The sequence below is a fragment of the Acinetobacter sp. ANC 3929 genome (genome assembly GCF_000369405.1).
Lineage (GTDB): Bacteria > Pseudomonadota > Gammaproteobacteria > Pseudomonadales > Moraxellaceae > Acinetobacter.
Genome location: NZ_KB850001.1, coordinates 138,221 through 162,807, shown reverse-complemented (window position 1 = coordinate 162,807; position 24,587 = coordinate 138,221). Strand labels below are relative to the sequence as shown.

Here is a 24,587-nt window from a genome sequence, read left to right as displayed (position 1 = left end):
CACCTCGTCGGTGACTAGTAAACTGTGATAAATCACAGAACTTAATAAGCTTTTAACTTACTAAATTCTATAATCTATTTTAGCTCGTACTCTTTAAAGTACGTGGTGGAGACTAGGAGAGTCGAACTCCTGACCTCCTGCGTGCAAAGCAGGCGCTCTACCAACTAAGCTAAGTCCCCAGCTTATCATTTAATGAACGACATATCTTTCAGATTTGGTGGGTCTGACAAGACTTGAACTTGTGACCCCACGCTTATCAAGCGTGTGCTCTAACCAACTGAGCTACAGACCCTCAGATACATCTTCGAAGAACAACTTGTTGTGGATTCTTACCGATCGTCAATCTTTCGTTAAGGAGGTGATCCAGCCGCAGGTTCCCCTACGGCTACCTTGTTACGACTTCACCCCAGTCATCGGCCACACCGTGGTAAGCGTCCTCCTTGCGGTTAGACTACCTACTTCTGGTGCAACAAACTCCCATGGTGTGACGGGCGGTGTGTACAAGGCCCGGGAACGTATTCACCGCGGCATTCTGATCCGCGATTACTAGCGATTCCGACTTCATGGAGTCGAGTTGCAGACTCCAATCCGGACTACGATCGGCTTTTTGAGATTAGCATCCTATCGCTAGGTAGCAACCCTTTGTACCGACCATTGTAGCACGTGTGTAGCCCTGGCCGTAAGGGCCATGATGACTTGACGTCGTCCCCGCCTTCCTCCAGTTTGTCACTGGCAGTATCCTTAAAGTTCCCGACATTACTCGCTGGCAAATAAGGAAAAGGGTTGCGCTCGTTGCGGGACTTAACCCAACATCTCACGACACGAGCTGACGACAGCCATGCAGCACCTGTATCTAGATTCCCGAAGGCACCAATCCATCTCTGGAAAGTTTCTAGTATGTCAAGGCCAGGTAAGGTTCTTCGCGTTGCATCGAATTAAACCACATGCTCCACCGCTTGTGCGGGCCCCCGTCAATTCATTTGAGTTTTAGTCTTGCGACCGTACTCCCCAGGCGGTCTACTTATCGCGTTAGCTGCGCCACTAAAGCCTCAAAGGCCCCAACGGCTAGTAGACATCGTTTACGGCATGGACTACCAGGGTATCTAATCCTGTTTGCTCCCCATGCTTTCGTACCTCAGCGTCAGTATTAGGCCAGATGGCTGCCTTCGCCATCGGTATTCCTCCAGATCTCTACGCATTTCACCGCTACACCTGGAATTCTACCATCCTCTCCCATACTCTAGCTGACCAGTATCGAATGCAATTCCTAAGTTAAGCTCAGGGATTTCACATCCGACTTAATCAGCCGCCTACGCACGCTTTACGCCCAGTAAATCCGATTAACGCTCGCACCCTCTGTATTACCGCGGCTGCTGGCACAGAGTTAGCCGGTGCTTATTCTGCGAGTAACGTCCACTATCCTAGAGTATTAATCTAGGTAGCCTCCTCCTCGCTTAAAGTGCTTTACAACCAAAAGGCCTTCTTCACACACGCGGCATGGCTGGATCAGGCTTCCGCCCATTGTCCAATATTCCCCACTGCTGCCTCCCGTAGGAGTCTGGGCCGTGTCTCAGTCCCAGTGTGGCGGATCATCCTCTCAGACCCGCTACAGATCGTCGCCTTGGTAGGCCTTTACCCCACCAACTAGCTAATCCGACTTAGGCTCATCATTTAGCGCAAGGTCCGAAGATCCCCTGCTTTCTCCCGTAGGACGTATGCGGTATTAGCATTCCTTTCGGAATGTTGTCCCCCACTAAATGGCAGATTCCTAAGCATTACTCACCCGTCCGCCGCTAAGTGATTGTGCAAGCACAATCACTCCGCTCGACTTGCATGTGTTAAGCCTGCCGCCAGCGTTCAATCTGAGCCATGATCAAACTCTTCAGTTTAAAATCATTAGTAGCTTATGGCTACAAATCTTGGCTCATCAATTTTCTGACTAAAAATTCGCTCAAATAAACTTCGAGAAATTCTTACCATTCAATCAATGAAATATTTTCGATTGATCAACCAGTAAAAATCCACACAAGTTGTTCTTCTATTCTCTTAATGATCTTCTCGATGATTCGTCATCATCAAGCTAGGTCGGCTATATTACTCTAAATTTCTTTAAAGTCAACAGGTAATTTAGATATTTTTAAAACTTATTCTCAAACCCAAAAATTTAACCCTTAAGCCAAATCCTTGTTTCTCAACAAGTTTTTATCTGCATCACCGCCGATGGATGTGCATTCTACAGTATTTCAGTCAGGGTGCAAGCACTTTTAGAAAATTAAAAAATCGGTTGTTTTATTTTTAAACTTTACCTTATCTAATCTACTGATTTATATAATTTAAAATTTATTAATTATCTTAAAAGTGAATTTAAATAAAGTAAGACACTGTAATTTAAGCCTTTTATGTTGAATTTGTTTTAATTATCATCGAAAAAGCAGCTTTATTTTTATATTTACCCCTTATTTTGAGCCAATCATTCGGCTAAAACATCTTTGCTATCTCCTTATCATGCTTAAAATTCAATCATGCAAAATAAAAACAACGGCTTTGATCAAATCAAAGCCGTTGTTTTTATTGTTTGAGTACACTCCTCCAGTTAAGGTGTTGTACCTCGAACAATATTTAAGAAGTAAAGATGACGTTCATATTGATCAATAATATCTTGGATTAAATCTTCTTGGGTCCAATCCATCACATCATAGTTTTGACCACCTTCACGTAAGAATACTTCTGCTTGGAAATAATTCGACTCATCTTCATCTGCACGACCCAACATAAAGCTTGGCGGAACCGTCGCGTGCGAAATCACTTTATAGGTAAAGTTAATCTCATGATGATGATCCACATGCAGTTGTAAGCCATGTTCAATCTCACGGATATCTACTTCCAGATGACGGCGTTTAAACTCACGCTGAATACTTTCAAATGCTTTACGTACCTCAGTATTAATATACTGCTGCACTTCATCCTCAGTATGCGGATAATGCATGATCAACCCTAAACGTTGTTGCCAACTCCGTGGATTATGAATGGCTCTCGGTGTAATTCTTGCTTCCTGAATGGCATTCATCTTGGTTACATCAAGTTTCAAGGCTTTCAATAAGCCCCAACTCATCAACAACATTACCAAGGTAAAAGGCAGAGCACTCATAATGATTGAGGCTTGCAAAGCAGCTAAACCACCCACCAAGAGTAGAATAATCGCCAAAGCGGCCATCAATACTGTCCAGAAAAGTCTTTGCCATGTCGGTGAGTTTTCGGATTTCGCAGTCAGATAATCTGTGACCAATGCGCCTGAATCTGCCGATGTGACAAAGAACAACATCACCAATACGGTCGCAAGTAAACTCATCACACCTGAAAACGGTAAATGGTTCAGAAATTCAAATAAGGCAACCGATGAATCGCTTTGTACAGCTTGAATCAGGGTGACATTATGTTCTTGCATAATGCTGAACAGCGCAGCATTTCCTAAAAAGCCCATCCAGATAATGGTAAAACCTGTTGGGATCAGTAATACACCAACAATAAATTCACGGATGGTCCGTCCTCGTGAAACGCGCGCAATGAACATCCCCACAAATGGTGACCATGAAATCCACCATGCCCAATAGAGAATGGTCCAACCACCGATCCAACCATTTGGTTGATAGGCATATAAGTTAAATGTCATGCTAAACAGGTTAGAAATGTAAGAACCTGTGTTTTGAATGGTCGTTTGCAGTAAATAGATACTCGGACCTGCAATAAACACAAATGCCAATAACACCAAAGCCAAGATCAGATTCAGTTCAGAAAGACGCTTAACGCCCTTATCTAGTCCCAAGAATACAGATAAAGATGCCAAAGTACTGACAAAGATGATCAAAATAACTTGGACATTGCTACTTTGCTCGATACCAAAAAGATAGTGTAAACCAGAGTTGATCTGGGTTACCCCGAAACCAAGTGAAGTTGCAACACCAAAAACGGTACCAATGGTGGCAAAAGTATCAATACTATCGCCCCATGGACCATAAATTTTCTTGCCAATAATAGGATATAAAGCAGAACGGGTTTTTAAAGGTAGATTATGACGATAGGCAAAGTAAGCCAAGGATAGACCAACGAGCGCGTAAATAGCCCAGGCATGTAGGCCCCAGTGGAAAAAGGTAATACGTAAAGCTTGCTGTGCCGACTCTACACTTTCAGGCGCACCACTCGGTGGACTGATATAATGCATGACGGGTTCAGCCACACCAAAGAACATCAACCCGATCCCCATCCCAGCTGTAAACAGCATGGCAAACCATGAGCCATTACTGTATTCAGGCTGGCTATGATCAGGGCCTAATTTTATTTTTCCACTGTCGGAGCAGGCAATGTAAATCAGTATGATCAGGAAGACGGCGACTGATAAAACATAAAACCAGCTAAATGAATCAGTAATCCATTGTTTTAACTGTTGTGTAAGAAGTTCAAATGAACTGGGTGCGATAATAACGATTGCGAGAAAAATCGCAATGATAATCACCGTGCTTAAAAACACGTTTGGATTCACATTCGCAAAATGCGAAGATGGCTTGGAAGGCATAATTCCCTCACGTTATTCTAATGATCATGGATAGGCCATAACGGCCAAAGAAGACATTCACAATGTGAATAAAAGCGAGCTTAAAGCATGTAAAACTCGATACTAATTATAAAAAATGTGAAAAATAAAGCAGTTGTAATGCTGTAACAGAATGAGAAGATAGCTCGCACCCTGCTATAATTTTTTAAAAGCCGATCCTCAATTTAGAATCGGACATTCTTTACAAATGCCCAATCACACCTTGTTCAGCTAACTCAGCCAAGACCTCTGTGGAACAATACTTTGCCAAAACCGTTTGGGTATGTTCCCCCAACCGTGGTGGAGCGAGACGATATTCCACAGGTGTTGCAGACAATTTCAACGGTGAGGCAATCATTTTAAATTGGCGATATTGTGGATGTGGAATAGACACCACCATTTCCCGCGCTTGTACTTGCGGTTCTTGCAAAGTCTCATCCACATTATTGATCATACCTACAGGTACTTTGACCGCATGAATCCGCTCTACCCAATAGTGTGCAGATTGCGTGAGAAAATGCTGATCCATTAAACTGGTCAATTCCCCACGATGCGCAATCCGATCCTGATTCAACTTAAACTTGGCATGCGCTGCCCATTTAGCTTGACCGATGGCCTGACACAAGGCTTTAAACTGGGCATCATTGCCGCAGGCGATAATAAAATCTTTATCTTTTGCCTTAAAGGTTTGATAAGGCACAATATTAGCGTGCGCATTTCCCCAACGCTTCGGTGCCTGACCTGTGATCAGATAGTTCATGCCATGGTTGGCTAAGCCTGCGACCTGTACATCGAGCAATGACAAATCAATATGCTGCCCTTTTCCAGTCGTCTGCCGAGACCAAAGTGCAGCTTGAATCGCCACGGTGGCATATAAACCTGTTTGTAAATCGGCAACGGCTACCCCGACTTTTTGTGGACCGCCACCTGGTAGATCATCTTTTTCACCTGTAATACTCATCAACCCTGCCATGCCTTGAATGACAAAATCATAGCCTGGCTCAGATGCACGAGGTCCTGTTTGTCCAAATCCCGTAATAGAGCAATAAACCAGTCGCGGATTAATTTCATTTAAGCTGGCATAATCCAGTCCGTATTTACCCAGTGAACCGACTTTATAATTTTCAATCAGGACATCACTGTCCTTGACCATTTCCCTGAGCAAGGCTTGGCCTTGTTTTGACGCAATATCAATCGCGACCGAGTATTTATTCCGATTGGCGGATTGATAATAGCCTGCCTCACGTGTGGACTCTCCAGCATCATCTTTCATCCAAGGTGGACCCCACATACGGGTATCATCACCTATTTGAGGTCGTTCAATTTTAATCACCTCAGCGCCTAAGTCGGCCAAGATCTGGCTACACCAAGGTCCTGCCAACACCCGACTGAGATCCAGTACACGTAAACCAGTTAATGCACCCATCCTATTCCCTCCTTCCTTATAATTTTTGTAGATCGTATTGGCGACCCCGTATACTCAGCCTTGGTCAATATTTTTTAGGCATGAATGTGTCTCCAGATGCGCTCGAAAGCGTATCTTTAGATTCAACAAGTGATAGAACTTTAATTAGAAAATGCAGCGATGCCTGTTTGTGCACGACCAAGAATCAAGGCATGCACATCATGGGTACCTTCATAGGTGTTCACCACTTCCAGATTGACCAGATGACGTGCCACGCCAAATTCATCACTGATGCCATTGCCGCCCATCATGTCACGCGCCAGTCGTGCAATCTCTAGGGCTTTACCACAGTTATTGCGTTTGATCAGCGACGTGCCTTCGACTGAAGCAATGCCTGCATCTTTCATTTGCCCAAAACGTAAAGCGACTTGTAGACCCAGAGCAATTTCAGTTTGCATATCCGCCAGCTTTTTCTGGATGAGCTGATTGGCTGCCAACGGGCGACCGAACTGTTTACGATCCATGGTGTATTGATGTGCAGTATGCCAACAGAATTCCGCAGCACCCATTGCACCCCATGCGATACCATAACGAGCACTGTTCAGACAGGTAAAAGGTCCTTTCAGACCGCGTACCTCAGGAAATGCATTTTCTTCTGGAACAAAGACCTGATCCATCACGATTTCACCCGTAATCGATGCACGGAGTCCGACCTTGCCATGAATGGCAGGTGCAGACAGCCCTTCCCAGCCTTTTTCCAAAATAAATCCGCGGATCTCCCCGATATTGCCTGCTTCAGAAACTTCTTTGGCCCAAACCACAAAGACATCTGCGATTGGACTGTTGGTAATCCACATTTTACTGCCACTGAGACGATAACCACCTGCAACTTTTTTGGCACGACACAGCATGCTGCCTGGATCAGAACCGTGGTCAGGCTCAGTCAATCCAAAACAGCCAATGTACTCGCCTGACGCCAATTTAGGCAGGTATTTCTGTTTTTGCGCCTCTGTACCAAATTCATCAATAGGTACCATCACCAACGAACTTTGCACACTGGCCATAGAGCGATAGCCAGAATCTACGCGTTCAATCTCGCGTGCAATCAAACCATAACTGACATAGTTCAATCCTGCTCCACCGTATTGCTCTGAGATGGTTGGGCCTAATAGACCTAGCTCACCCATTTCCCGAAAAATATGTGGATCTGTTTTTTCATGACGAAACTGCTCCAATACGCGTGGCATGAGTTTGTCTTGACAATAGGCCTGAGCGCTCTCCCGAATCATACGTTCTTCTGGACTAAGTTGCTGTTCGAGTAAAAATGGATCTTGCCAATTAAAAGAGACACGCTTTCCTTGATTTGCCATGACTTTTATCTTCCTTTTAAGCAATTTGAATATCAGTGATGCAGTTGATGCTAGGCCAGATTAAAGCTTCAGGCAAACGATGTTTTTTCATACAGCCATGCGTTTTATGCATAGCTCAATTGAAACGGTCTCCATTATTCTGTTAAAAATACAGCAGAGAAGAATGTATAACGCTTAAATTATCTGGACCTCATGGTTCTTTTTTTGCACGTAACACAAGGACGCTGTTATGCGACGTATGATTCCTTCACTCCAATCATTGATTTGCTTTGAAGCCGCTGCCAAACATAAGACCTATACCCATGCAGCACAGGAACTCAGCATGACCCAAAGTGCGGTTTCCAGACAGATTCAACAACTGGAAGAGTTTCTCAATCTGTCCTTGTTTCATCGGGTACGACATGGTGTAGAACTGACCATTGCGGGGGAACAATATCTCAAAAATATCAAGACGCATTTGCTCGGACTGGAACACAGTACGCTCGACCTGATGTCACATCAAGGTTTAGGTGGCACGCTCAAACTCGGGGTGGTGCCAACCTTTGCAACGCGCTGGCTGCTGCCACGTTTACATCGTTTTAATGAAATCTATCCTGAAATTACCATCCATCTTGAGACCAGCACCAAACCCTTTTTATTCAGTGAACAAATTTTTGATGCTGCCATCTATGCAGGTACACCCGCTCAAGTTGAAAACTGGCCCGGAACCACTGCACATTTTTTGATGCAAGAAGAAGTGGTCGCGGTTTGCTCGCCGACGCTAATTAAAAAGTTCTTCCCCGATCTGATTCAAAATGAATCACCAGCGGCGCTGGATCTGACTGCCGCACAACTCTCCCAACTGCCCTTATTACAACAGACCACTCGCCCTGCAATCTGGAAAGAATGGTTCGACAGTCTGGGCTATAACGCCCCCTATGCCATGGAAGGTCAACGGCATGAACTATTTTCCATGCTGGCCGTCGCTGCAACACATCATCTTGGTGTGGCCCTGATTCCACAAATGCTGATTGAAAAAGAACTGAATCGAGGAGAATTGATCATCGTGTCATCACATAAACTCAGCGGTTCGCGTTGCTATTATTTTGTCTATGCTGAACAACCGCATAACCCGATTATGCTGAAATTCATCGAATGGCTGGAACAGGAAACTGCGACCCGTTCAATACCTATATTGGATTACTGATTTTTAGGCAAATGGGCAATATATTGCAATGCAATCAAGCGGGACACCACCACGGCGAGATACATCACTCCACCAAACATTTGTAGCATCGCGAGAACTCTGGCCGCAGGGCTAATGGGGATCAAATCGGACAGACCTGTTGCAGACTGTAGACTGAAACTCAAAAATAATAAATCAAGCCAATGCTGTAAGGCTTGGGGATGATTGGGGTTTTGAAAACTATCGGGCAATATCAACTGACAGATACTATATAAAAAGGCAAAACCCCAAGCGATAAGGGTAAATACCGCCCCTGCAGCAAACAATTCATCTTTGGTTAGATAGCGATCTGCAAACATATAACGGAGCAAACCATAGGCCGCATAAAAATAGGCCAAAGCTTCAAAACTATGTGCAATGATTTGAATGGTCTGGTTGCTATATCCAATAAAAATTAAGATCGAAAATAAGAACGCACCACTGACAAAGACCAATCCCCAAAAGGTAAACACAGGTGTTTGTCGGATCACCTTGGCAATAATCAATAAAGCCAATACCCCCAATGACCACGTCAAAGCACGAAATTCACTATCTCCGTAGGTGAGCATTGCTAAAATCAACAAAGCCAACTGTACCAATAACAACCATGCCGATGGCAGTAAACGAAAGCCGCTCCAAAATTGTTTTAAACTTTGCATGTTGCTGTCCTGAATCTTATTATGCTTTTCATGGTGTTGAGTGCATCATACTGCATCTAAAAAAGAAACAATCATTTTAGACAGTTCTTGTTGTAGCCGTTGTTCTGCGATCAGAAACGTATTTTTACTGGCATAACGCATCATGGTAAATAAAGTACTGTTAATAATCACAAAAGACTTGTGCTTTAAGGTTTCAAAATCCCAGTGCGGATAATAGCGTCCAAATAAATACATGCCGATTTCCAAGAAATGCTGCTCCAGAACTTGTGCTGCTTCCGAATCACTATAGGCATGCCAGTTTTTTAAAATCTCGATGAAAAAGCCTTGATCAGACTTTAGCGATTCAAAGCCAAAGGCAATACTTAATGTGATGATGTCATGAATAGAGGTTTGTTGTTGTAGCATCACCAGTTGCTTTACGGCTTGTCCTAAATTTTCACTTTTACGCAGTAACAGTTCCGCAATGATTTGTTCTTTATTTTCAAAATACTGATAAATCGATCCAACACTCACCCCTGATTTTTCAGAGATTTTAGGTGTGGTCACCTGCAAAACTCCATATTCAGAAATACATTTCTGCGCCCCTTCCAAAATACTTTCGACGATCATTTTGGCGCGTTGCTGCTGTGGTCGTTTTCTCATGCTCAGCCTCAATTAAAATGCGAATTGAATGCGAATAATTATTCATATTAAGCTTTGATTAAATAACAATCAGAGGCTTTATGCAATGCAAAGCATCGTTAAACCTAAACGCTTGGCGGCGTTTGAAGACATGATTCAATCCAATATCAAAACCAAGATTCTCAGCTATATGACCCGACAGGAAGTTCAGCCAAGTTATCAGGAATATCTTGCATTGAATACTGCCCTGCAAAGTGGTGATGAGCCCATGGATCAAGTGCTGCTTTGGGTGTTACAAAACCCTAAATTGCATCGTCAATATTTTGAAACGGCGTTATATGAAGGTTTAGACAAACTACCACATCAAATTCCTGAACTCGCTGCCTTCTTTCAATTCGTTGAACAAAAACCTGCGTGGTATGAGCAAACCAAAGTCGATGAGGCACTTAAATTTACTTATCGTTTAGGCATCAATAACGGCCTGATCCTGCGAGATTTATCGTTAATGGCGGGCTATATGTACCCTGGTTTTAATCAACCTTTAGTTCTGACAGGTGCATTAAAAAAACAGGCGGGAACACGTCTCGCTGAAACCACCAAATGGTGGGTCGACATCACTGAACAAGATGGTTTTGAACGTTTTAGCAAGGGTTTTACCTCCACGATTTTTGTACGTTTCATTCATGCCTTGGTCCGTCATCAACTGCAAAAATCAGAGAAATGGGATGCCGAGACTTGGGGCCTCCCCATCAACCAGTATGATCAGGCCATGACCAATATTGCCTTTAGTGGCGTAGTACTGATTGGCATTCGTGCTCTGGGGATTTTTCCTAGCAAGCAAGAGGTCGATAGCTTTTTACATTTCTGGAAATATGCAGGTTGGTTGATGGGTGTTGAGGAAAAATGGTTAGTCGATCATGAAGCAGATGGCTGGAAACTGATTTACTGGATGCAATTTGCCCATCCGCAATCGGATGCCAGCAGTATCTCGCTCGGCTCCAGCCTTTCCAAAGAACCATTCGAACGAAAGTACCGTTATCTACGTTCTTTCCAACAAAAACTGGCTTATAAACAGCATTTAGAAATTACCCAGTTCTTTATTGGTCGCAAGAAAATGCAGAAGTTAGGTTTAGCTCCGCAATCGGCATCATGGTTTGCTTATTATTTAATTGGTCGAAATTTAGCGCTGTATACCAGTGCCAGACATATTCCAAAATTAAACAGTTTCCTTGAACAAAATGGACGTCATTTGCAACGGATCGGGTTATCGCTGTATCGCAATCAGTCAAAGCAACTGGCCAGTATGCATCAATAAGTTATAAAAAAAGCCCTCAATCAATGAGGGCTTTTTACAATCTATTTTAATTAGTGATCTGACGCGCCAGACGCACCAATACCTGTCATTGAACGAACAAACTGAGCATCAAACGCTTTACGCTCTTTCTCTGCACGTGCTGACTTATCTGTTACAGAGAAGAACCAGCAGCAAAGGAATGATAATGGCATTGCAAATAATGCTGGACCATTGAATGGGTTTGGCGCAGTTTCAGAAATCGCCAACGTATCGACCCAAACCGCTTTAGACAGAATAATCAAGCTCACCGCACCGACTAAACCAACCACACCACCAATCACAGCACCACGAGTGGTTAAACCTTTCCAGAACATAGATAACACTAACACTGGGAAGTTTGCACAACATGCCACCGAGAATGCCAAGCCAACCATGAAGGCAACGTTTTGCTTCTCGAACAAAATACCCAAGATCATGGCGAAGATCGCTAAACCTAAAGTTGCAATTTTTGACATCTTCAACTCAGACTCAGGCGTGGTTTTACCTTTTCTGAACACATTGGCATATAAGTCATGTGAGATTGCCGATGCACCTGAAAGGGTCAAACCAGCCACTACCGCAAGGATGGTTGCAAATGCAACTGCCGAGATAAAGCCCATGAACAAGTCACCGCCAACAGCATCACTTAAGTGAACCGCAGCCATGTTGTTACCACCGACTAACTCTAATTTACCTGTGACCGCTGCTTTCGCCACATCAAGGAATTGAGGGTTGTTTGCAACAAACAGAATCGCACCGAAACCGATAATAAACGTTAATAAATAGAAGTACCCGATAAAACCTGTCGCAACCACGACTGATTTACGTGCTTCTTTCGCATCTTTTACAGTAAAGAAACGCATTAAGATATGAGGTAAACCTGCTGTACCAAACATCAAGGCAAGACCAAGTGATAACGCATCAATTGGATTGGCCGCGAGTTTACCTGGCCCCATGATTTTTGATGCTTCTTCCCAACTCATGCTGTGCGCTTGGCTATACACACCAATGGCTTGGTTAAACATATTGGTAAAGCTAAAGCCAACTGCTTTCATCACCATAAAGGCCATAAAAGTAGCACCACTCAGTAGCATCACCGCTTTGATGATTTGTACCCAAGTCGTTGCCAACATACCACCGAAGATCACATAAGCCATCATCAATAGGCCGACAATCACCACGGCAATGTTGTAGTTCAAACCGAATAACAGTTTGATCAACTGACCTGCACCAACCATCTGTGCGATCAAGTAGAAAGCGACCACGACCAGTGAGCTGAATGCTGCCAAGGTACGCACAGGTTTTTCTTCCAAACGGAATGACACCACGTCTGAAAGATTATATTTTCCTAAGTTACGTAAACGTTCTGCAACAAGGAAAAGTACGATTGGCCAACCGACCATGAAACCCAGTGAATAGAGCAGACCATCGAAGCCCGAACTAAATACTAATGCGGAAATACCCAAAAAAGATGCAGCTGACATATAATCACCCGCAATCGCTAAACCATTTTGGAAACCACTAATCCCGCCACCTGCGGTATAAAAATCTTGCGCAGATTGAGTTTGCTTTGCCGCCCATTTAGTAATGAATAAAGTAAAACCGACAAAGATCGTGAACATAATGATCGCATGCCAGTTGGTTGCTTGCTGCTCTGCTGCACCTAAGTCTGGTCCAGCAAATGCGACACTCGAACAACAGAAACTTAGAAGCGCGAACAGTATCGCTTTGAATGATGTCCCTTTCATCTCAGTGCATCCCTTTTTCATGTGCAATGGCCTCAACTTCTTTGAGGGCTGCTTCATTCAGTTGGTCAAGTTTAGTATTGGCAATATAGGAATACACACCACACAAGATAAATGACAATACGATAATGCCTAAACCAAGAGGAATTCCCCACGTGGTTACACCGCCGCTGAATGAACTTGCTAAAAACTCTTTGTTATAACCAACCAAAAGCATAAAACCAACGTAGATAAACAGCATGATTGCTGTTAATGTCCAACTTAATGTGCGCTTTTTGCTGACCATCTCTTGAAACTTTGGATTTCGTAGAATTCGATCTACCTGTGAATCATCCATAATTGACTCCTTATTTTTGTGTCCAACCGTGGACCCCTTTTTTCACATGGGATTTTTCATTATCCAAAGTAACAAGATTATGCTTGACTCGTAACTTAGACTTTGGTCTCTAAATGACAATCTCTACTCATTGCTATACCTGTGCTTCGGGTATGATAAAAAATGGAAGTTGATCACGTGAGCAATATGAACAGTTGGCTTATTCTTGGGGTACTAGCCCTGTACATTGTGCTGTTATTCGGCTGTGCTTTTTTTGGCGAAAAGCATGCCAGCCGTTTAAGTACACGCGGTCGTATGCTACTGTTTAGTTTGACTTTAGGTGTGTATTGCTCATCATGGACCTTTTACGGTGCAACAGGTGCTGCGGTACGTCAGGGGGTTATTTTTCTACCGATTTATCTCGGTCCCTTGCTGTTCATCTGGTTTGGTTATGACATCTGGAAGCGCTTAGGTCGGATTCGCCAACATCATGCCATTTCTTCAATTGCCGATTTTGTCGCAGCGCGTTATGGCAAAAGTGGTAGCTTGGCAGCACTGGTGACCATTCTTGCCGTGATTGCGATCGTGCCATATCTAGCGTTGCAACTGCGTGCCATTGCCCTCAGTGCATCCGTCATTCTTGAGCAGAACGCCCATATCCATACCACCACCAATAGTGTGTTAGTGCTGACTGCGGTGCTGGCAATTTTGGCGATGATTTTTGGTACCCGTCATATTGCTCATACCGAACAACACGGCGGTTTAATGTTGGCCGTCGCCTTTGAATCCTTTGTTAAACTATTTGCTTTACTCTGTGTCGCTGCTTTTTTCTTATTACAATCACCTGACAATATCAAACAAGTCAGCAGCGACGTTAACCAGCATTTCCATGACCTGCAACAGTTCGGTGTGCCTGAAACCTTTTGGGTACAAACGTTGCTCGCCGGCTTGGCCATGATTTGCTTGCCGCGTCAATTTCATGTGGCGGTGGTGGAATTACGGGATGAAAAGCATATTCGTGGCGCACGACGCTGGTTCGCGGCCTATCTCATTCTCACCGTGATTGCAATCATTCCGATTGCCAGCTGGGCACTCCATTCTTTACCCGAATCGCTAGGGACACCAGACATTGCGGTATTGGCCTTACCGATGAGCTATCAACAGGATTGGTTGGCTTTATTGGCCTTTTTGGGAGGCTTTTCAGCTTCGACTGGCATGCTTTTGGTTGCCTCAGTGGCATTGTCAATTATGCTCAGTAATGACCTGATCATGCCCGCATTATGGCGCTTTAAAATCATTTCTCGGCATGACCAGCATTTACCTCGCGTGCTCAAATTGACACGTCGCATTAGTATCGTCAGTGTGATGCTACTGGGCTTCTTATTCTTCCATTTTTTTAATGATATCAATCAACTGTCTGTATTTGGCTTATTGGCTTTCAGTGCTGTCGCACAATTCTCTCCAGCCTTGATCGGTGGGCTATACTGGCGTGGTGCAAGTCGTCAAGGGGTCTATGTGGGCTTACTGATGGGTTTTGCGATGTGGAGTTATACACTTCTATTTCCAACAGTATTACGTAGCTTGCCTGATCATTATCAAGAATTTGCACAACATCTATTACTGTTTGGACCCTTTGATATTAATGGCCTACGTCCAGAAGCTTTGCTTGGATTTGAATCATTTGCCCCACTTACCCATGGTGTATTGTGGTCACTGGGTCTCAACGTAGTGCTCTATATCTGGGTGTCTCGTTTGTATCGTCCAAGTGTGGCAGAGCAAATTCAAGCGGAGAGCTTTTTCTATTATGAAAGTAAGCCACTGCCATCGGCTCAATCCAATACCGATCTAACTGATCTACACTTGAATGCCGCACGCCTGAAAGTCGGTGACTTATTGGCATTGGCTAAACGTGTGACAGGCGATAAGCCAACCATGCAAGCCTTCCAACAGTTTTGTGAACAAAACCATGTGGTGTTAAATGAAAATCATGTTGCCAATGGTATGTGGTGGCGTTTCACTGAACAGTATCTGGCAGGTATTATTGGTGCCGCTTCTGCCCGCACATTGCTGACCACCGCCATGATTAACAATGGTCTGGCACTCGGACAAGTCGCCAATATTCTCGACCAAGCCTCACAATGGCAGCGTTTTAACCAGAATCTACTCATGACCATGATCGACCATATGACCCAAGGCGTCAGTGTGGTGGATAAAAATATGTGTCTAGTAGCGTGGAATAACCAATATTTAAAACTATTTGATTATCCTAAAGATCTGGTCTACGTCGGCTGTCCGATCGCAGATCTGATTCGCTATAACGCTGAACGTGGCGAGTGTGGTCCCGGCCCTGTCGAAGAACATGTGCGTAAACGACTACACTGGATGAAAGTGGGGAGTGCACATGAATTCGAGCGGATTCGTAAAGATGGTCTGGTCATCCAGATGCGTGGTAATCCGATCGAAGGCGGTGGCTTTGTCACTACTTTCGCCGATATTACCGCCTTCCGTGAAAATGAAGCGGTGTTGGAAGAACGTGTCAGTGATCGAACTCAACAACTTGCCAATGCATTGACCGAGCAACAACTCGCGCTAGAACAAGCCGATAAAGCCAATCAATCGAAAAGCCGCTTCCTTGCTGCAGCCAGTCATGACTTATTACAGCCCATGCATGCTGCCCGTTTATTTAGTACTGCATTAGAGCAAAGTGTGCATTCAACGGAAGATCAACAAACCTTGCAACAATTGGATCGCGCACTCTACGGTGCAGAAAGTATGCTCTCTGCCCTACTCGATATTGCCCGTTTAGAAGGCGGTACCATTCAGCCCAAACGCCAAGCCTATTCACTGCATGATTTATTGAATGATCTGGAGTTACAGTTCAAATCGATTGCTGCTCAACGTAATATTCATCTGTCTGTTCACGATACTAAATTCTGGGTCGATACCGATCCGCAATGGATGCGACGTATTATCCAGAACTTTGTTAGCAATGCATTGCGCTATACGGCACAAGGGCGTGTGGTGGTCGGGGTATTACGTTCTGCACAACGCCCGAACCATATTCGTATCGGGGTATGGGATACTGGACCTGGCATTAATGAACAACAACGCGTTAAACTGTTTCAGGAGTTCGAACGTTGCGGGCATACCTCACCTTGGGGCGAACAAGGACTGGGTTTAGGCCTAGCGATTGTGCAACGTATGACCAGCCTGCTGAACTTTCCTGTGCATGTTTATTCTGAACTGGGCAAAGGCTCTTGCTTCATGATCGAAGTCCCGCTGGCGGAAGCACCTAAAGTTCAAATGACAACACCGCATATCCCCGCACTGCAACATACCGCCTATAAAGTGTTGTGTTTGGACAATGATGAAACCATTTTAGAAGGAATGCGGACCTTATTGAGTAAATGGGGTTATCAGATTTTTACAGCCACCGAGCCTGAACAAGCACTACAACTGATCGAACAAGAAGATATTCAAGTTTGGCTCATCGACCAGCACTTGAACCATGATCAACGTGGTCTAGACTTCATTGAACAACACCGACTGGCCCATATTCCAGTAGCACTGATTACCGCAGATTCCGATCCAGAGTTACCGCAATATCTAAAACAGCAAAATATTGTGTTGTTAAGAAAGCCGCTCAAACCTGCGGGCTTACGTGCTTGGCTATCTGGTTTAAAAATCATGCCAATGCAATAACTAGCAAAATATTTTGCAACATAGGCCAAAATGATCAAAACAATCCCATTTGTTCGATTATGAATTGACCAAAATGCTCAAATCATTATTGGCTATGGCAAAAACGTTCACTTACATTAGTGAACGTTTGTACACTTACTTACAATTTAACAAGCACTTGTTTTTATTGTTAAATTTCACCCTTAAAATTACATATACAACTTTAGTCGTATTCTACTTGTTTTCCTGATACCGCATAAATTGATCAAGTTAATAGAGACCTAGATCGACTCCTTTTAGGTTTCTCATCACAAATTGTCAAAAAGGACATTGATCATGAATAACAGTCATCCCTCAACTGACCATAGCTCACAACAGTTTTATCGCCAATACAGTGCTAATGCCCTCTTACCAGAACTAGACTGGCAAACCATCTTTGTGCACAGCAAACTGGATGAAACACATTTACGCGCACTGAATACACTTTACCAAGCTGCTGTTCCATTGGCACTCAATGTATTTGATCAACTGAATTTTGATGTGTTTGCGCCTGCCGCTTATCACCCACAAGGTCTGGGCTTATTTGAAAAACTGGCAGAGCAAGAAGAGACTTTTTTAAACGCACTCGAAACAGAATCATCCCATCTTGATCATGAAACACGTCATCAAATCTGGAGTATGCTGTTACGTGGCGGTGCGGTATTGGTCTTCAAAGCATGGCTGGCACATGCCAAAGGCGGTGAAAACCAATTAGACAAAACCCAGTTTGATGAACTATCAGATTTACTTTTTATCAAAACACGTCCTGAACAATTGGCACAACGCTTAAAAGTCGATGCCAATGCAGTACTCACCCATATTTTCCTGATGTATGAAAATGATGTGTTCCTAGATCACTTTAATAGCTTGGAAACCGCCGCTTTATTTGTCGATTTAGGCGTTTATGATGCGGCATTTTTGAGTCTACGTGATGATCGCGTGGCAGAATACTTAAAAGCCAAAGGTTATGTCACCCAAGAACAGATTGATGATTTGCAATGCGCTTTAAACCCATTGTATTGCGATAGCTTAATGCCAAAACAAGACTGCTTGGCTTAAACCCAAAATAAAACAAGGTGGATAGATCCACCTTGTTTTATTTATCGCTTAAAACTTCATGCTCATGCGCATCCAGTAGTTTCGTCCAATATTATTAAACTGCTCACTGGCACCATAACCAAACATCGAAGCCCCTGCTTTATTGAGATGCTCAGTATAGGTTTTATCCAAAACATTATCGACACCAACAGAAACATCAACGGCATCTGTTAATTTGTATGTGCCATTCAATGCTAGGGTATTAAATGCTTTACTTTGGTTCATATCATAGCCAACCACATTCCCTTCATTCAGGCTGACACGATTTTGTTTTGCGACCGTACGCCACAATAAACCCAAGCTATATTTTTCTTCGACATAACGGAGATTAATACGTCCTTCTAAGGGTGCAATCTGCGGTAAAGCACGACCATCTGAGGTATTTTTACCCCATGCATACATGGTTGAAACATCTGCTTGAAGATGATCTGTAAATTGATAACCAACGCCTGCTTCTGCACCAGCAATAGTTGCATCCACATTACGCGCCAAAGGATAGCGTTGATTTGATCCACCGTATTGCAACAAGATAAAGTCTTTAATTAAACCTGCATAAGCAGAAGCCCATGTATTCCATGCGCCATGTTCCGCTTGAAAACCTACATCTAACTGCGCAGTACGTTCGTTTTTCAGGTTATCTAAGTTATCAATCATACGATAAGTCGTTTTACCCATCATATCGGTTGAACCCACACCATGATCGGTTGATGTGCTATAGAGTTCCCAAAAATCTGGAGTACGTTCAACATAGCCCAAACCTGCATAGGTTTTTAACCCATGTTCAGGTAAGGTTTTTTCGATACGGATAAAACCGCTTGGGTTGGTATTACGACGACTTTTGCCATTTTCTAGACTATCAATTTTAACTTGATCCACACGCGCACCAGCGACCCATTTTTGATCCGCATCAGTGTTATAAGTCCATTCACTAAACGCACCATAAGACTGGAATTTGAGATCATTGCTAAATGGTGAGTTCATGCTTGGCATGGCATACATGATCATGTTGCCACCATGCTTGTTGTGCTGGGTATCAATCCCAGACACGACGCTGAACTTGTCCCAATCGGTAGTGACCGCTAAACGGGTGTTCAAAGTACGGCGAGCAACTTCCATTTCCATTTTATTCGGTACCGTCATGTCCATGCCATGCATCTTCATGGTTGTCATTGGTGGTGTACGCAAACGGAAATTATCCATGATGTGATTGTTATAGCTATAGTCAACTTGTGCTTCGACTTTCTTAATCACATCCGTCAGATTCTTCTGCTCAGCATGTAGGCCTAAGCTTTCACGTTTAAATTGTGAACCGTCCATACCACGACCGGCATAGGCAGCTTCACCATCACCTTTACCTGCACGGAGCTCCAACCAAGAATCATCTGTCGGCTTCCAGCCCAAAGCCAAATCAGCATTCCAGCGTTTCCAGTTCGAATGTACGGATTGATCATCACCGTCTTTATAATTATCCGCTTCCGAACGATTGGCATTTAAACGCGCATATTTCGTTTCATCACCAACGGCAGCTTCAACATTATGGTCAAGACGCCCATAAGAGCCCATCACCACACTTGCTTGTCCACGATACAGTTTTTCTTGCGTTAATTTTTCAGGTTCACGTTCAAAAATTACTGTTGCGGCTGAACCCGTATTGGCGTATTGAACTGTTTGCGGCCCTTTAATGACGGTGATTTTGTCAAAGCTTTCAGGTTGAATATATGAGGTTGGCGCATCCATTCGAGATGGACATGCCCCAAGGTTTTCACTGCCATCGACCAGCATTTTAATGCGTGAACCAAACATGCCACGGAAGGTGACATCACCATTGGTACCGCCATTTTTAATGGCATTAAAGCCCATAATACTTTGTAAGTAATCTGCCCCATCGGTTGCAGGGACTGGTTGGATCGGTTGTTTAGGATCAGCTTGCACCACCAAACCATTGCTCTCATTGGGTTGCTGTGCTGTCACAACAATTGGTGCAAGTGCAACATGCGCATGTGAGTTGTCTACTGGTACAACTGGATTTGCCCAAACCAGTGCCGTATTTGAGGCAGCAAGGATCGCAACCGTAAGCGGTTGTAATAAAAATTTAGGTTGAGCCATGATTGGTCTCTCTTAAAACATAAGTAAAACTAAGCTAGAGTTTTGAAAACCCTAATGAAATTGACGTTTTAATTTATGCAAAGAGTGGTGGGGCTCGCCCTTGAGGTAATAAGAACAGCCGCTGTAGTGCAAAATAAACATGCTTAAACGCTTGTTGATAAGCAACCAAACGGATTTGGATTCGGACTAACACCTCTTTCACACCCAATTCAGGGGGCAATACCAGATTGGCATAAACCGTACAGTACTGACATTGATGATTGAGATCGTGATGGTCATGTTGTGGCATCGAAACTTGGGTTTGTTCAAGTTGATGGCTATGATGCTGCGACCTGTGTGCGGAGTGACTATGCGCTGTTTCTGCTTGAGGCAAAAGTAACGCCTTAGTAATCGTTTCACATACAGGCGCGATTTGATATTGCTTCGGAAGTAGCGGCTGCAAGAAAACCGCAATCTGTAAACAGACCGCGGTTAACGCAAGTAGCAGGCCACAACGAAACAAAGAAAACATCTTTAAATGATTTTAAAGCTTAACGTTTGACTGCAACTTTTTCTTTTTCGCGTTGGCGAACCAATTTTTCCACTTTTTCACGGGCACGTTGGCGCTTTAATGGCGATAAATAATCAACAAAAAGCTTGCCATTTAAGTGATCCATTTCATGTTGGATACAAACAGCGAGAAGTTCGTCAGCTTCTAACACAAATGCTTGACCTTCAAGGTTAATTGCCTCGATTTTTACGCGTGACGGACGCTCAACTTTATCGTATATTTGAGGCACAGAGAGACAGCCTTCTTCATAAGGCTGAGTATCTTCGGTCAGTGGAGTGACTTTGGGGTTAATGAACACCATCGGTTGGTTTTTCTCTTCAGAGATGTCCATAACAATAAGCTGAATATGATGATCAACCTGAGTTGCCGCTAAACCTATACCCGGTGCCTCGTACATGGTTTCAAACATATCTGCTGCAAGCTGACGAATATCATCAGTGACTTCTTCGACTGGCTTGGCAATGGTACGAAGGCGGGAATCAGGAAAACTTAGAATAGGTAATAAGGCCATACTGTCGTCCTCACTTAAGCCATTGATCAGGAAACCAACTGAAGGGAATGCTTGATCAAAAAAAATTGTGTGTAAAGTCGTTATTATAGCGCAACTACACACATAATTTTTAGGAATTATGATAATGAAAAAGGTTTTAAACGGCATACACTCATTTCATGCCTTGGGGTTAAAAAAACAACTGATTGCCGCTGCGATTTGTGCGGGATTGGGTATGAGCGTGAATTTTGCTCATGCAGCAAGCCCGAATGTCAGCCCACCTTCGGTAAAAGTGGGGGCACCGCATGTCTATGTGGTGAAAAAAGGCGATACGCTTTGGGATATTTCAGGTAAGTTTTTAAATAAGCCTTGGCGCTGGCCAGAAATTTGGGCAAGCAATAAACATGTGAAAAATCCGCATTGGATTTATCCAGGGGATCGCTTACTACTGTGTAGTTTGAACGGTAAACCTTTAATCGGTAAAGATGAAGGTGATGGCTGTGACGGTATCATCCGCCGCTATACAGGCAATACTTCAAACTTACGTCCGCAAGTTCGTGTCGAAGCATTGAATAATAGTGTTCCAGTGATTCCATTGGCTCATATTCAACAATGGCTAGAACGTACTTCAGTTCTGCCAGCAGATGCGATTGCCAATACCCCTTATATTTTGGGTACAGCAGATAACCGCGTACTCGCAGGTAAAGGCCAAAGCGTTTATGTTCGCGGTAAAGGACTTGAAAATGGTCAACGTTACGGTGTATTCCGTGAAGGCGAACCTTATGTTGTCTTGGAAAATGGCAAAAAGCAGATTCTTGGCGTTGAACTAACCCAAGTCGCTTCAGGTGTTGCGATTCGTAACGAAAATGACATCACCACAGTGGAGCTGACAGATAGCTATAATGGCGAGGTTCGTCGTGGCGATCGCGTCATGGCGGAACAAGATGCCATGTTACCGACGTTGTTCTATCCAATTGATGCCAATCAAGTGAAAGATGGTGGCAAAATCATTCGCGTAATGGGATCAATTGGTACAGCAGCTAAAAATGGTGTCGTCACTGTGGATCGTGGTACCGTCGATGGTGTAGAAACGGGACAAGTGTTCAGCATTTACCAAGATGGCGAAGTTGTGCGAGATCCGAAGACCAAAGAGCAGGTAAAACTCCCTGGGCAATATTTGGGTAGTGTCATGATCTTTAAGAGTTTCGACCGAATCAGCTATGCCTATGTACTCGAGAGCGAGCTACCAATCAAGATTGGTTCAGATATTAAACCACCTCGTCTCGATGACTAAGTAATCACCTATGTTGAATCAACTATCGCCTCATCACTATCACACAGTGTTGGTGTGGTACTTGGTTCAACATTCGCTCTCAAGTTTTGCCAAAATTCAGCAACATTTTGGCAATTGTGAACAAGCGACGCTACCACAGCGTCTCTCTGAATGGTCTCAACTTGGCTTACATGCCAATCATTTAAAACGTTTAGCAGAATTCCAAATACCCCAAGGTCAACAACAATTTGAACAACAGATTCAGTTGATTTGCAAACATAGCGACTTTATCTTAACGCCTGATGATATTGGCTACCCGACTCAACTGCTACCTTATGTAGATCGTCCACCGGTTCTATTTGGACAAGGTCAGGCACAAGCATTATTACAACCTCAAATTGCCATGGTGGGCAGCCGTAAACCGAGTCCACATGGCCGACAGGTCGCCTATGACTTTGCTTATTATCTAAGTGAAAAAGGCTTTTATATTAGTAGCGGACTCGCACACGGGATTGATCAAGCCGCACATCAAGGTGGCTTGGCACATCAGCGTACGATTGCCGTTACGGGCACAGGTTTAGATACGGTTTATCCATCACAACATACCCAACTGGCACAACAAATTGTTCAATCTGGTGCGATTGTCACCGAGTTCCTACCTACCACGATGCCCTTACAGCAACATTTTCCAAGGCGTAACCGTATTGTCAGTGGCCTTAGTCTCGGTGTCTTAGTCGTAGAAGCAGCACTCAAAAGTGGTTCATTGATCACGGCCAATGAAGCGGCAACACAAGGTAAAATGGTGTTCGCAATTCCTGGACATATTTATAGTGAGCATCATCAAGGCTGTCATCAACTGATTCGAGAAGGTGCGATTCTGGTCGATCATCCCGAACAAGTCATCGAAGATCTTGCATTACCAACGCAATGGCAAACCCAGCAACAAACCACCGAACAAGCACCCGCCGCCCCTCCAAGCCTGCCCAATCATCTGATTGCACTTTATCAAGTTTTAGATTGGGTCGGACAAGACTTAGATCAGTTAATCCAACGCCACCCGATGCCGATTGCGGAGCTGACTGCACAATTGATGGAATTAGAATTACTCGGTTTATGCATGCAACAAGCAGGACGCTATTTACGTTGCCGCCCAATGCATTAAACTAGTCACACCCTCTCCTGTTTTCACATACATCCCATGATTACTTCCTCTATTTCTGAAGCAGCTCAACTTTTAAAACAAGGACAAGTTCTGGCTTATCCAACAGAAGCCGTTTGGGGATTGGGCTGTGATCCATTTAATGAGCAAGCATTTCAAGACATTTTAGAGCTAAAACATCGTCCCGTTGAAAAAGGGGTGATTTTATTGGCAGGGCATTTAGATCAAGTCGAACATTTACTACAAGGCTTAAACGCTGATCTACGTCAGCAAGTCATCGCCAGCTGGTCAAACCGTCTTCCAACAGAACGGGCCACCACTTGGTTACTCCCCGTTGATCAACATATCCCAACGTGGATTAAAGGCCAGCATCCTTTGGTTGCGGTTCGAGTGACCACGCATCCACTGTGTATGCAACTCTGCCAGCAATTTGGTGGCTTTATCGTCTCTACCAGTGCGAACCCTGCAGGTCTTACTCCAGCCCATAGTCTAGAAGATGCTCAGGGGTATTTTGACAATAAATTAAATTATCTCGAAGGCGATTTAGGATTGAGCCGAGAACCAAGTCGCATTTTGAATGCACTCACAGGTGAAGTTGTTCGCGCTTAATTAGGTGAATAGCAGACAAAAAAAAGCTCAGTTATATAGGGATAACTGAGCATAAAAAGGATGTGTATAATCACATCCAGAGGGTTCGTAAATTTGGTGAGCAACTTATTCATTCTAAAAATGAATCATCTTGCTGTGGTTGGTATTATGAGGGAATCGTCCCATTTATACAAATATATTATTTATCTAACAAAAAGTGTGAAAAGCGTACCAATTTTGTCACTTCCTTATTTCCAATAAAATTATATTGATATTTTTATTCAGCTTTTTTTTGATCATAAATTTAGTAAATCTTAAAAATATATTTGCAAATCATATAGAAAGCACAGTCATGAAAAAAT

General features: G+C 43.7%; 17 protein-coding genes, 2 tRNA genes and 1 rRNA gene. 7 read left to right on the top strand and 13 right to left on the bottom strand.

Annotation, left to right across the window (positions count from 1 at the left end):
- Positions 1–103: 103 nt before the first annotated feature.
- The 6 genes from F909_RS01525 to F909_RS01550 all read right to left on the bottom strand — a co-directional run bounded on the left by F909_RS01525 (position 104) and on the right by F909_RS01550 (position 7,363).
- Positions 104–179: transfer RNA gene (locus tag F909_RS01525), tRNA-Ala, on the bottom strand.
- Between the two features lie 36 nt (positions 180–215).
- Positions 216–292: transfer RNA gene (locus F909_RS01530), tRNA-Ile, on the bottom strand.
- 59 nt (positions 293–351) lie between these two features.
- A 16S ribosomal RNA gene (locus F909_RS01535) occupies positions 352–1,889 on the bottom strand.
- Positions 1,890–2,593: 704 nt separating this feature from the next.
- On the bottom strand, positions 2,594–4,570 hold the full coding sequence (locus F909_RS01540) for a BCCT family transporter (protein ID WP_005154502.1): 1,977 nt from the start codon (positions 4,568–4,570) through the stop codon (positions 2,594–2,596).
- Between the two features lie 220 nt (positions 4,571–4,790).
- The gene (locus F909_RS01545) at positions 4,791–6,014 is read right to left on the bottom strand and encodes a CaiB/BaiF CoA transferase family protein (protein ID WP_005154501.1); all 1,224 of its coding nucleotides are present in this window, start codon (positions 6,012–6,014) and stop codon (positions 4,791–4,793) included.
- A gap of 140 nt (positions 6,015–6,154) precedes the next feature.
- Complete coding sequence (locus F909_RS01550; RefSeq protein ID WP_005154498.1) at positions 6,155–7,363, bottom strand: acyl-CoA dehydrogenase; 1,209 nt, start codon at positions 7,361–7,363, stop codon at positions 6,155–6,157.
- Between the two features lie 229 nt (positions 7,364–7,592).
- On the opposite strand from F909_RS01550, the gene F909_RS01555 reads away from it, so the two are divergent.
- Entirely contained in the window at positions 7,593–8,549 is a 957-nt protein-coding gene (locus tag F909_RS01555; protein ID WP_005154497.1) for a LysR family transcriptional regulator, read from the top strand.
- Here F909_RS01555 and F909_RS01560 read toward each other — a convergent pair.
- Both F909_RS01560 and F909_RS01565 read right to left on the bottom strand, forming a co-directional pair.
- Positions 8,543–9,226, bottom strand: a complete 684-nt coding sequence (locus F909_RS01560) for an ion channel (protein ID WP_005154496.1) — start codon at positions 9,224–9,226, stop codon at positions 8,543–8,545. The genes F909_RS01555 and F909_RS01560 overlap by 7 nt on opposite strands.
- A 45-nt stretch (positions 9,227–9,271) precedes the next feature.
- Positions 9,272–9,868 carry a TetR/AcrR family transcriptional regulator gene (locus F909_RS01565; RefSeq protein WP_005154495.1) on the bottom strand — a complete coding sequence of 199 codons (597 nt, stop codon included), beginning with the start codon at positions 9,866–9,868 and terminating at the stop codon, positions 9,272–9,274.
- 85 nt (positions 9,869–9,953) lie between these two features.
- Here F909_RS01565 and F909_RS01570 point away from each other — a divergent pair, with 85 nt between their 5' ends.
- Complete coding sequence (locus F909_RS01570; RefSeq protein WP_005154494.1) at positions 9,954–11,162, top strand: oxygenase MpaB family protein; 1,209 nt, start codon at positions 9,954–9,956, stop codon at positions 11,160–11,162.
- Positions 11,163–11,212: 50 nt separating this feature from the next.
- Here F909_RS01570 and F909_RS01575 read toward each other — a convergent pair whose 3' ends face one another.
- Positions 11,213–12,928 (bottom strand): cation acetate symporter, encoded by a 1,716-nt coding sequence (locus tag F909_RS01575; protein WP_032878307.1) that lies wholly within the window; start codon positions 12,926–12,928, stop codon positions 11,213–11,215.
- 1 nt (position 12,929) lies between these two features.
- Entirely contained in the window at positions 12,930–13,262 is a 333-nt protein-coding gene (locus F909_RS01580) for a DUF485 domain-containing protein (RefSeq protein ID WP_004656466.1), read from the bottom strand.
- A 186-nt stretch (positions 13,263–13,448) separates the two neighbouring features.
- Here F909_RS01580 and F909_RS01585 point away from each other — a divergent pair, with 186 nt between their 5' ends.
- Positions 13,449–16,943: a hybrid sensor histidine kinase/response regulator gene (locus F909_RS01585; protein WP_171067367.1), complete on the top strand. Its 3,495-nt coding sequence runs from the start codon at positions 13,449–13,451 to the stop codon at positions 16,941–16,943.
- 315 nt (positions 16,944–17,258) lie between these two features.
- Complete coding sequence (locus tag F909_RS01590; RefSeq protein WP_005154491.1) at positions 17,259–18,020, top strand: hypothetical protein; 762 nt, start codon at positions 17,259–17,261, stop codon at positions 18,018–18,020.
- Positions 18,021–18,068: 48 nt separating this feature from the next.
- Here F909_RS01590 and F909_RS01595 read toward each other — a convergent pair whose 3' ends face one another.
- The 3 genes from F909_RS01595 to def all read right to left on the bottom strand — a co-directional run bounded on the left by F909_RS01595 (position 18,069) and on the right by def (position 21,226).
- Entirely contained in the window at positions 18,069–20,165 is a 2,097-nt protein-coding gene (locus F909_RS01595; RefSeq protein WP_005154487.1) for a TonB-dependent copper receptor, read from the bottom strand.
- A gap of 73 nt (positions 20,166–20,238) precedes the next feature.
- The gene (locus F909_RS01600) at positions 20,239–20,676 is read right to left on the bottom strand and encodes a DUF2946 family protein (protein ID WP_005154486.1); all 438 of its coding nucleotides are present in this window, start codon (positions 20,674–20,676) and stop codon (positions 20,239–20,241) included.
- Positions 20,677–20,695: 19 nt separating this feature from the next.
- A complete protein-coding gene (def, locus tag F909_RS01605; protein WP_005154485.1) occupies positions 20,696–21,226 on the bottom strand; it encodes a peptide deformylase in 531 nt (176 codons plus the stop codon).
- A gap of 124 nt (positions 21,227–21,350) precedes the next feature.
- On the opposite strand from def, the gene F909_RS01610 reads away from it, so the two are divergent.
- From F909_RS01610 to F909_RS01620, 3 genes are read left to right on the top strand one after another with little or no spacing between them, the layout of a single operon-like run.
- The gene (locus F909_RS01610) at positions 21,351–22,499 is read left to right on the top strand and encodes a LysM peptidoglycan-binding domain-containing protein (RefSeq protein WP_005154483.1); all 1,149 of its coding nucleotides are present in this window, start codon (positions 21,351–21,353) and stop codon (positions 22,497–22,499) included.
- A gap of 10 nt (positions 22,500–22,509) precedes the next feature.
- Positions 22,510–23,640 (top strand): DNA-processing protein DprA, encoded by a 1,131-nt coding sequence (gene dprA / locus F909_RS01615; protein WP_005154482.1) that lies wholly within the window; start codon positions 22,510–22,512, stop codon positions 23,638–23,640.
- A 36-nt stretch (positions 23,641–23,676) separates the two neighbouring features.
- Positions 23,677–24,246 carry an L-threonylcarbamoyladenylate synthase type 1 TsaC gene (locus tag F909_RS01620; RefSeq protein WP_005154479.1) on the top strand — a complete coding sequence of 190 codons (570 nt, stop codon included), beginning with the start codon at positions 23,677–23,679 and terminating at the stop codon, positions 24,244–24,246.
- The last annotated feature ends 341 nt before the right edge of the window (positions 24,247–24,587 follow it).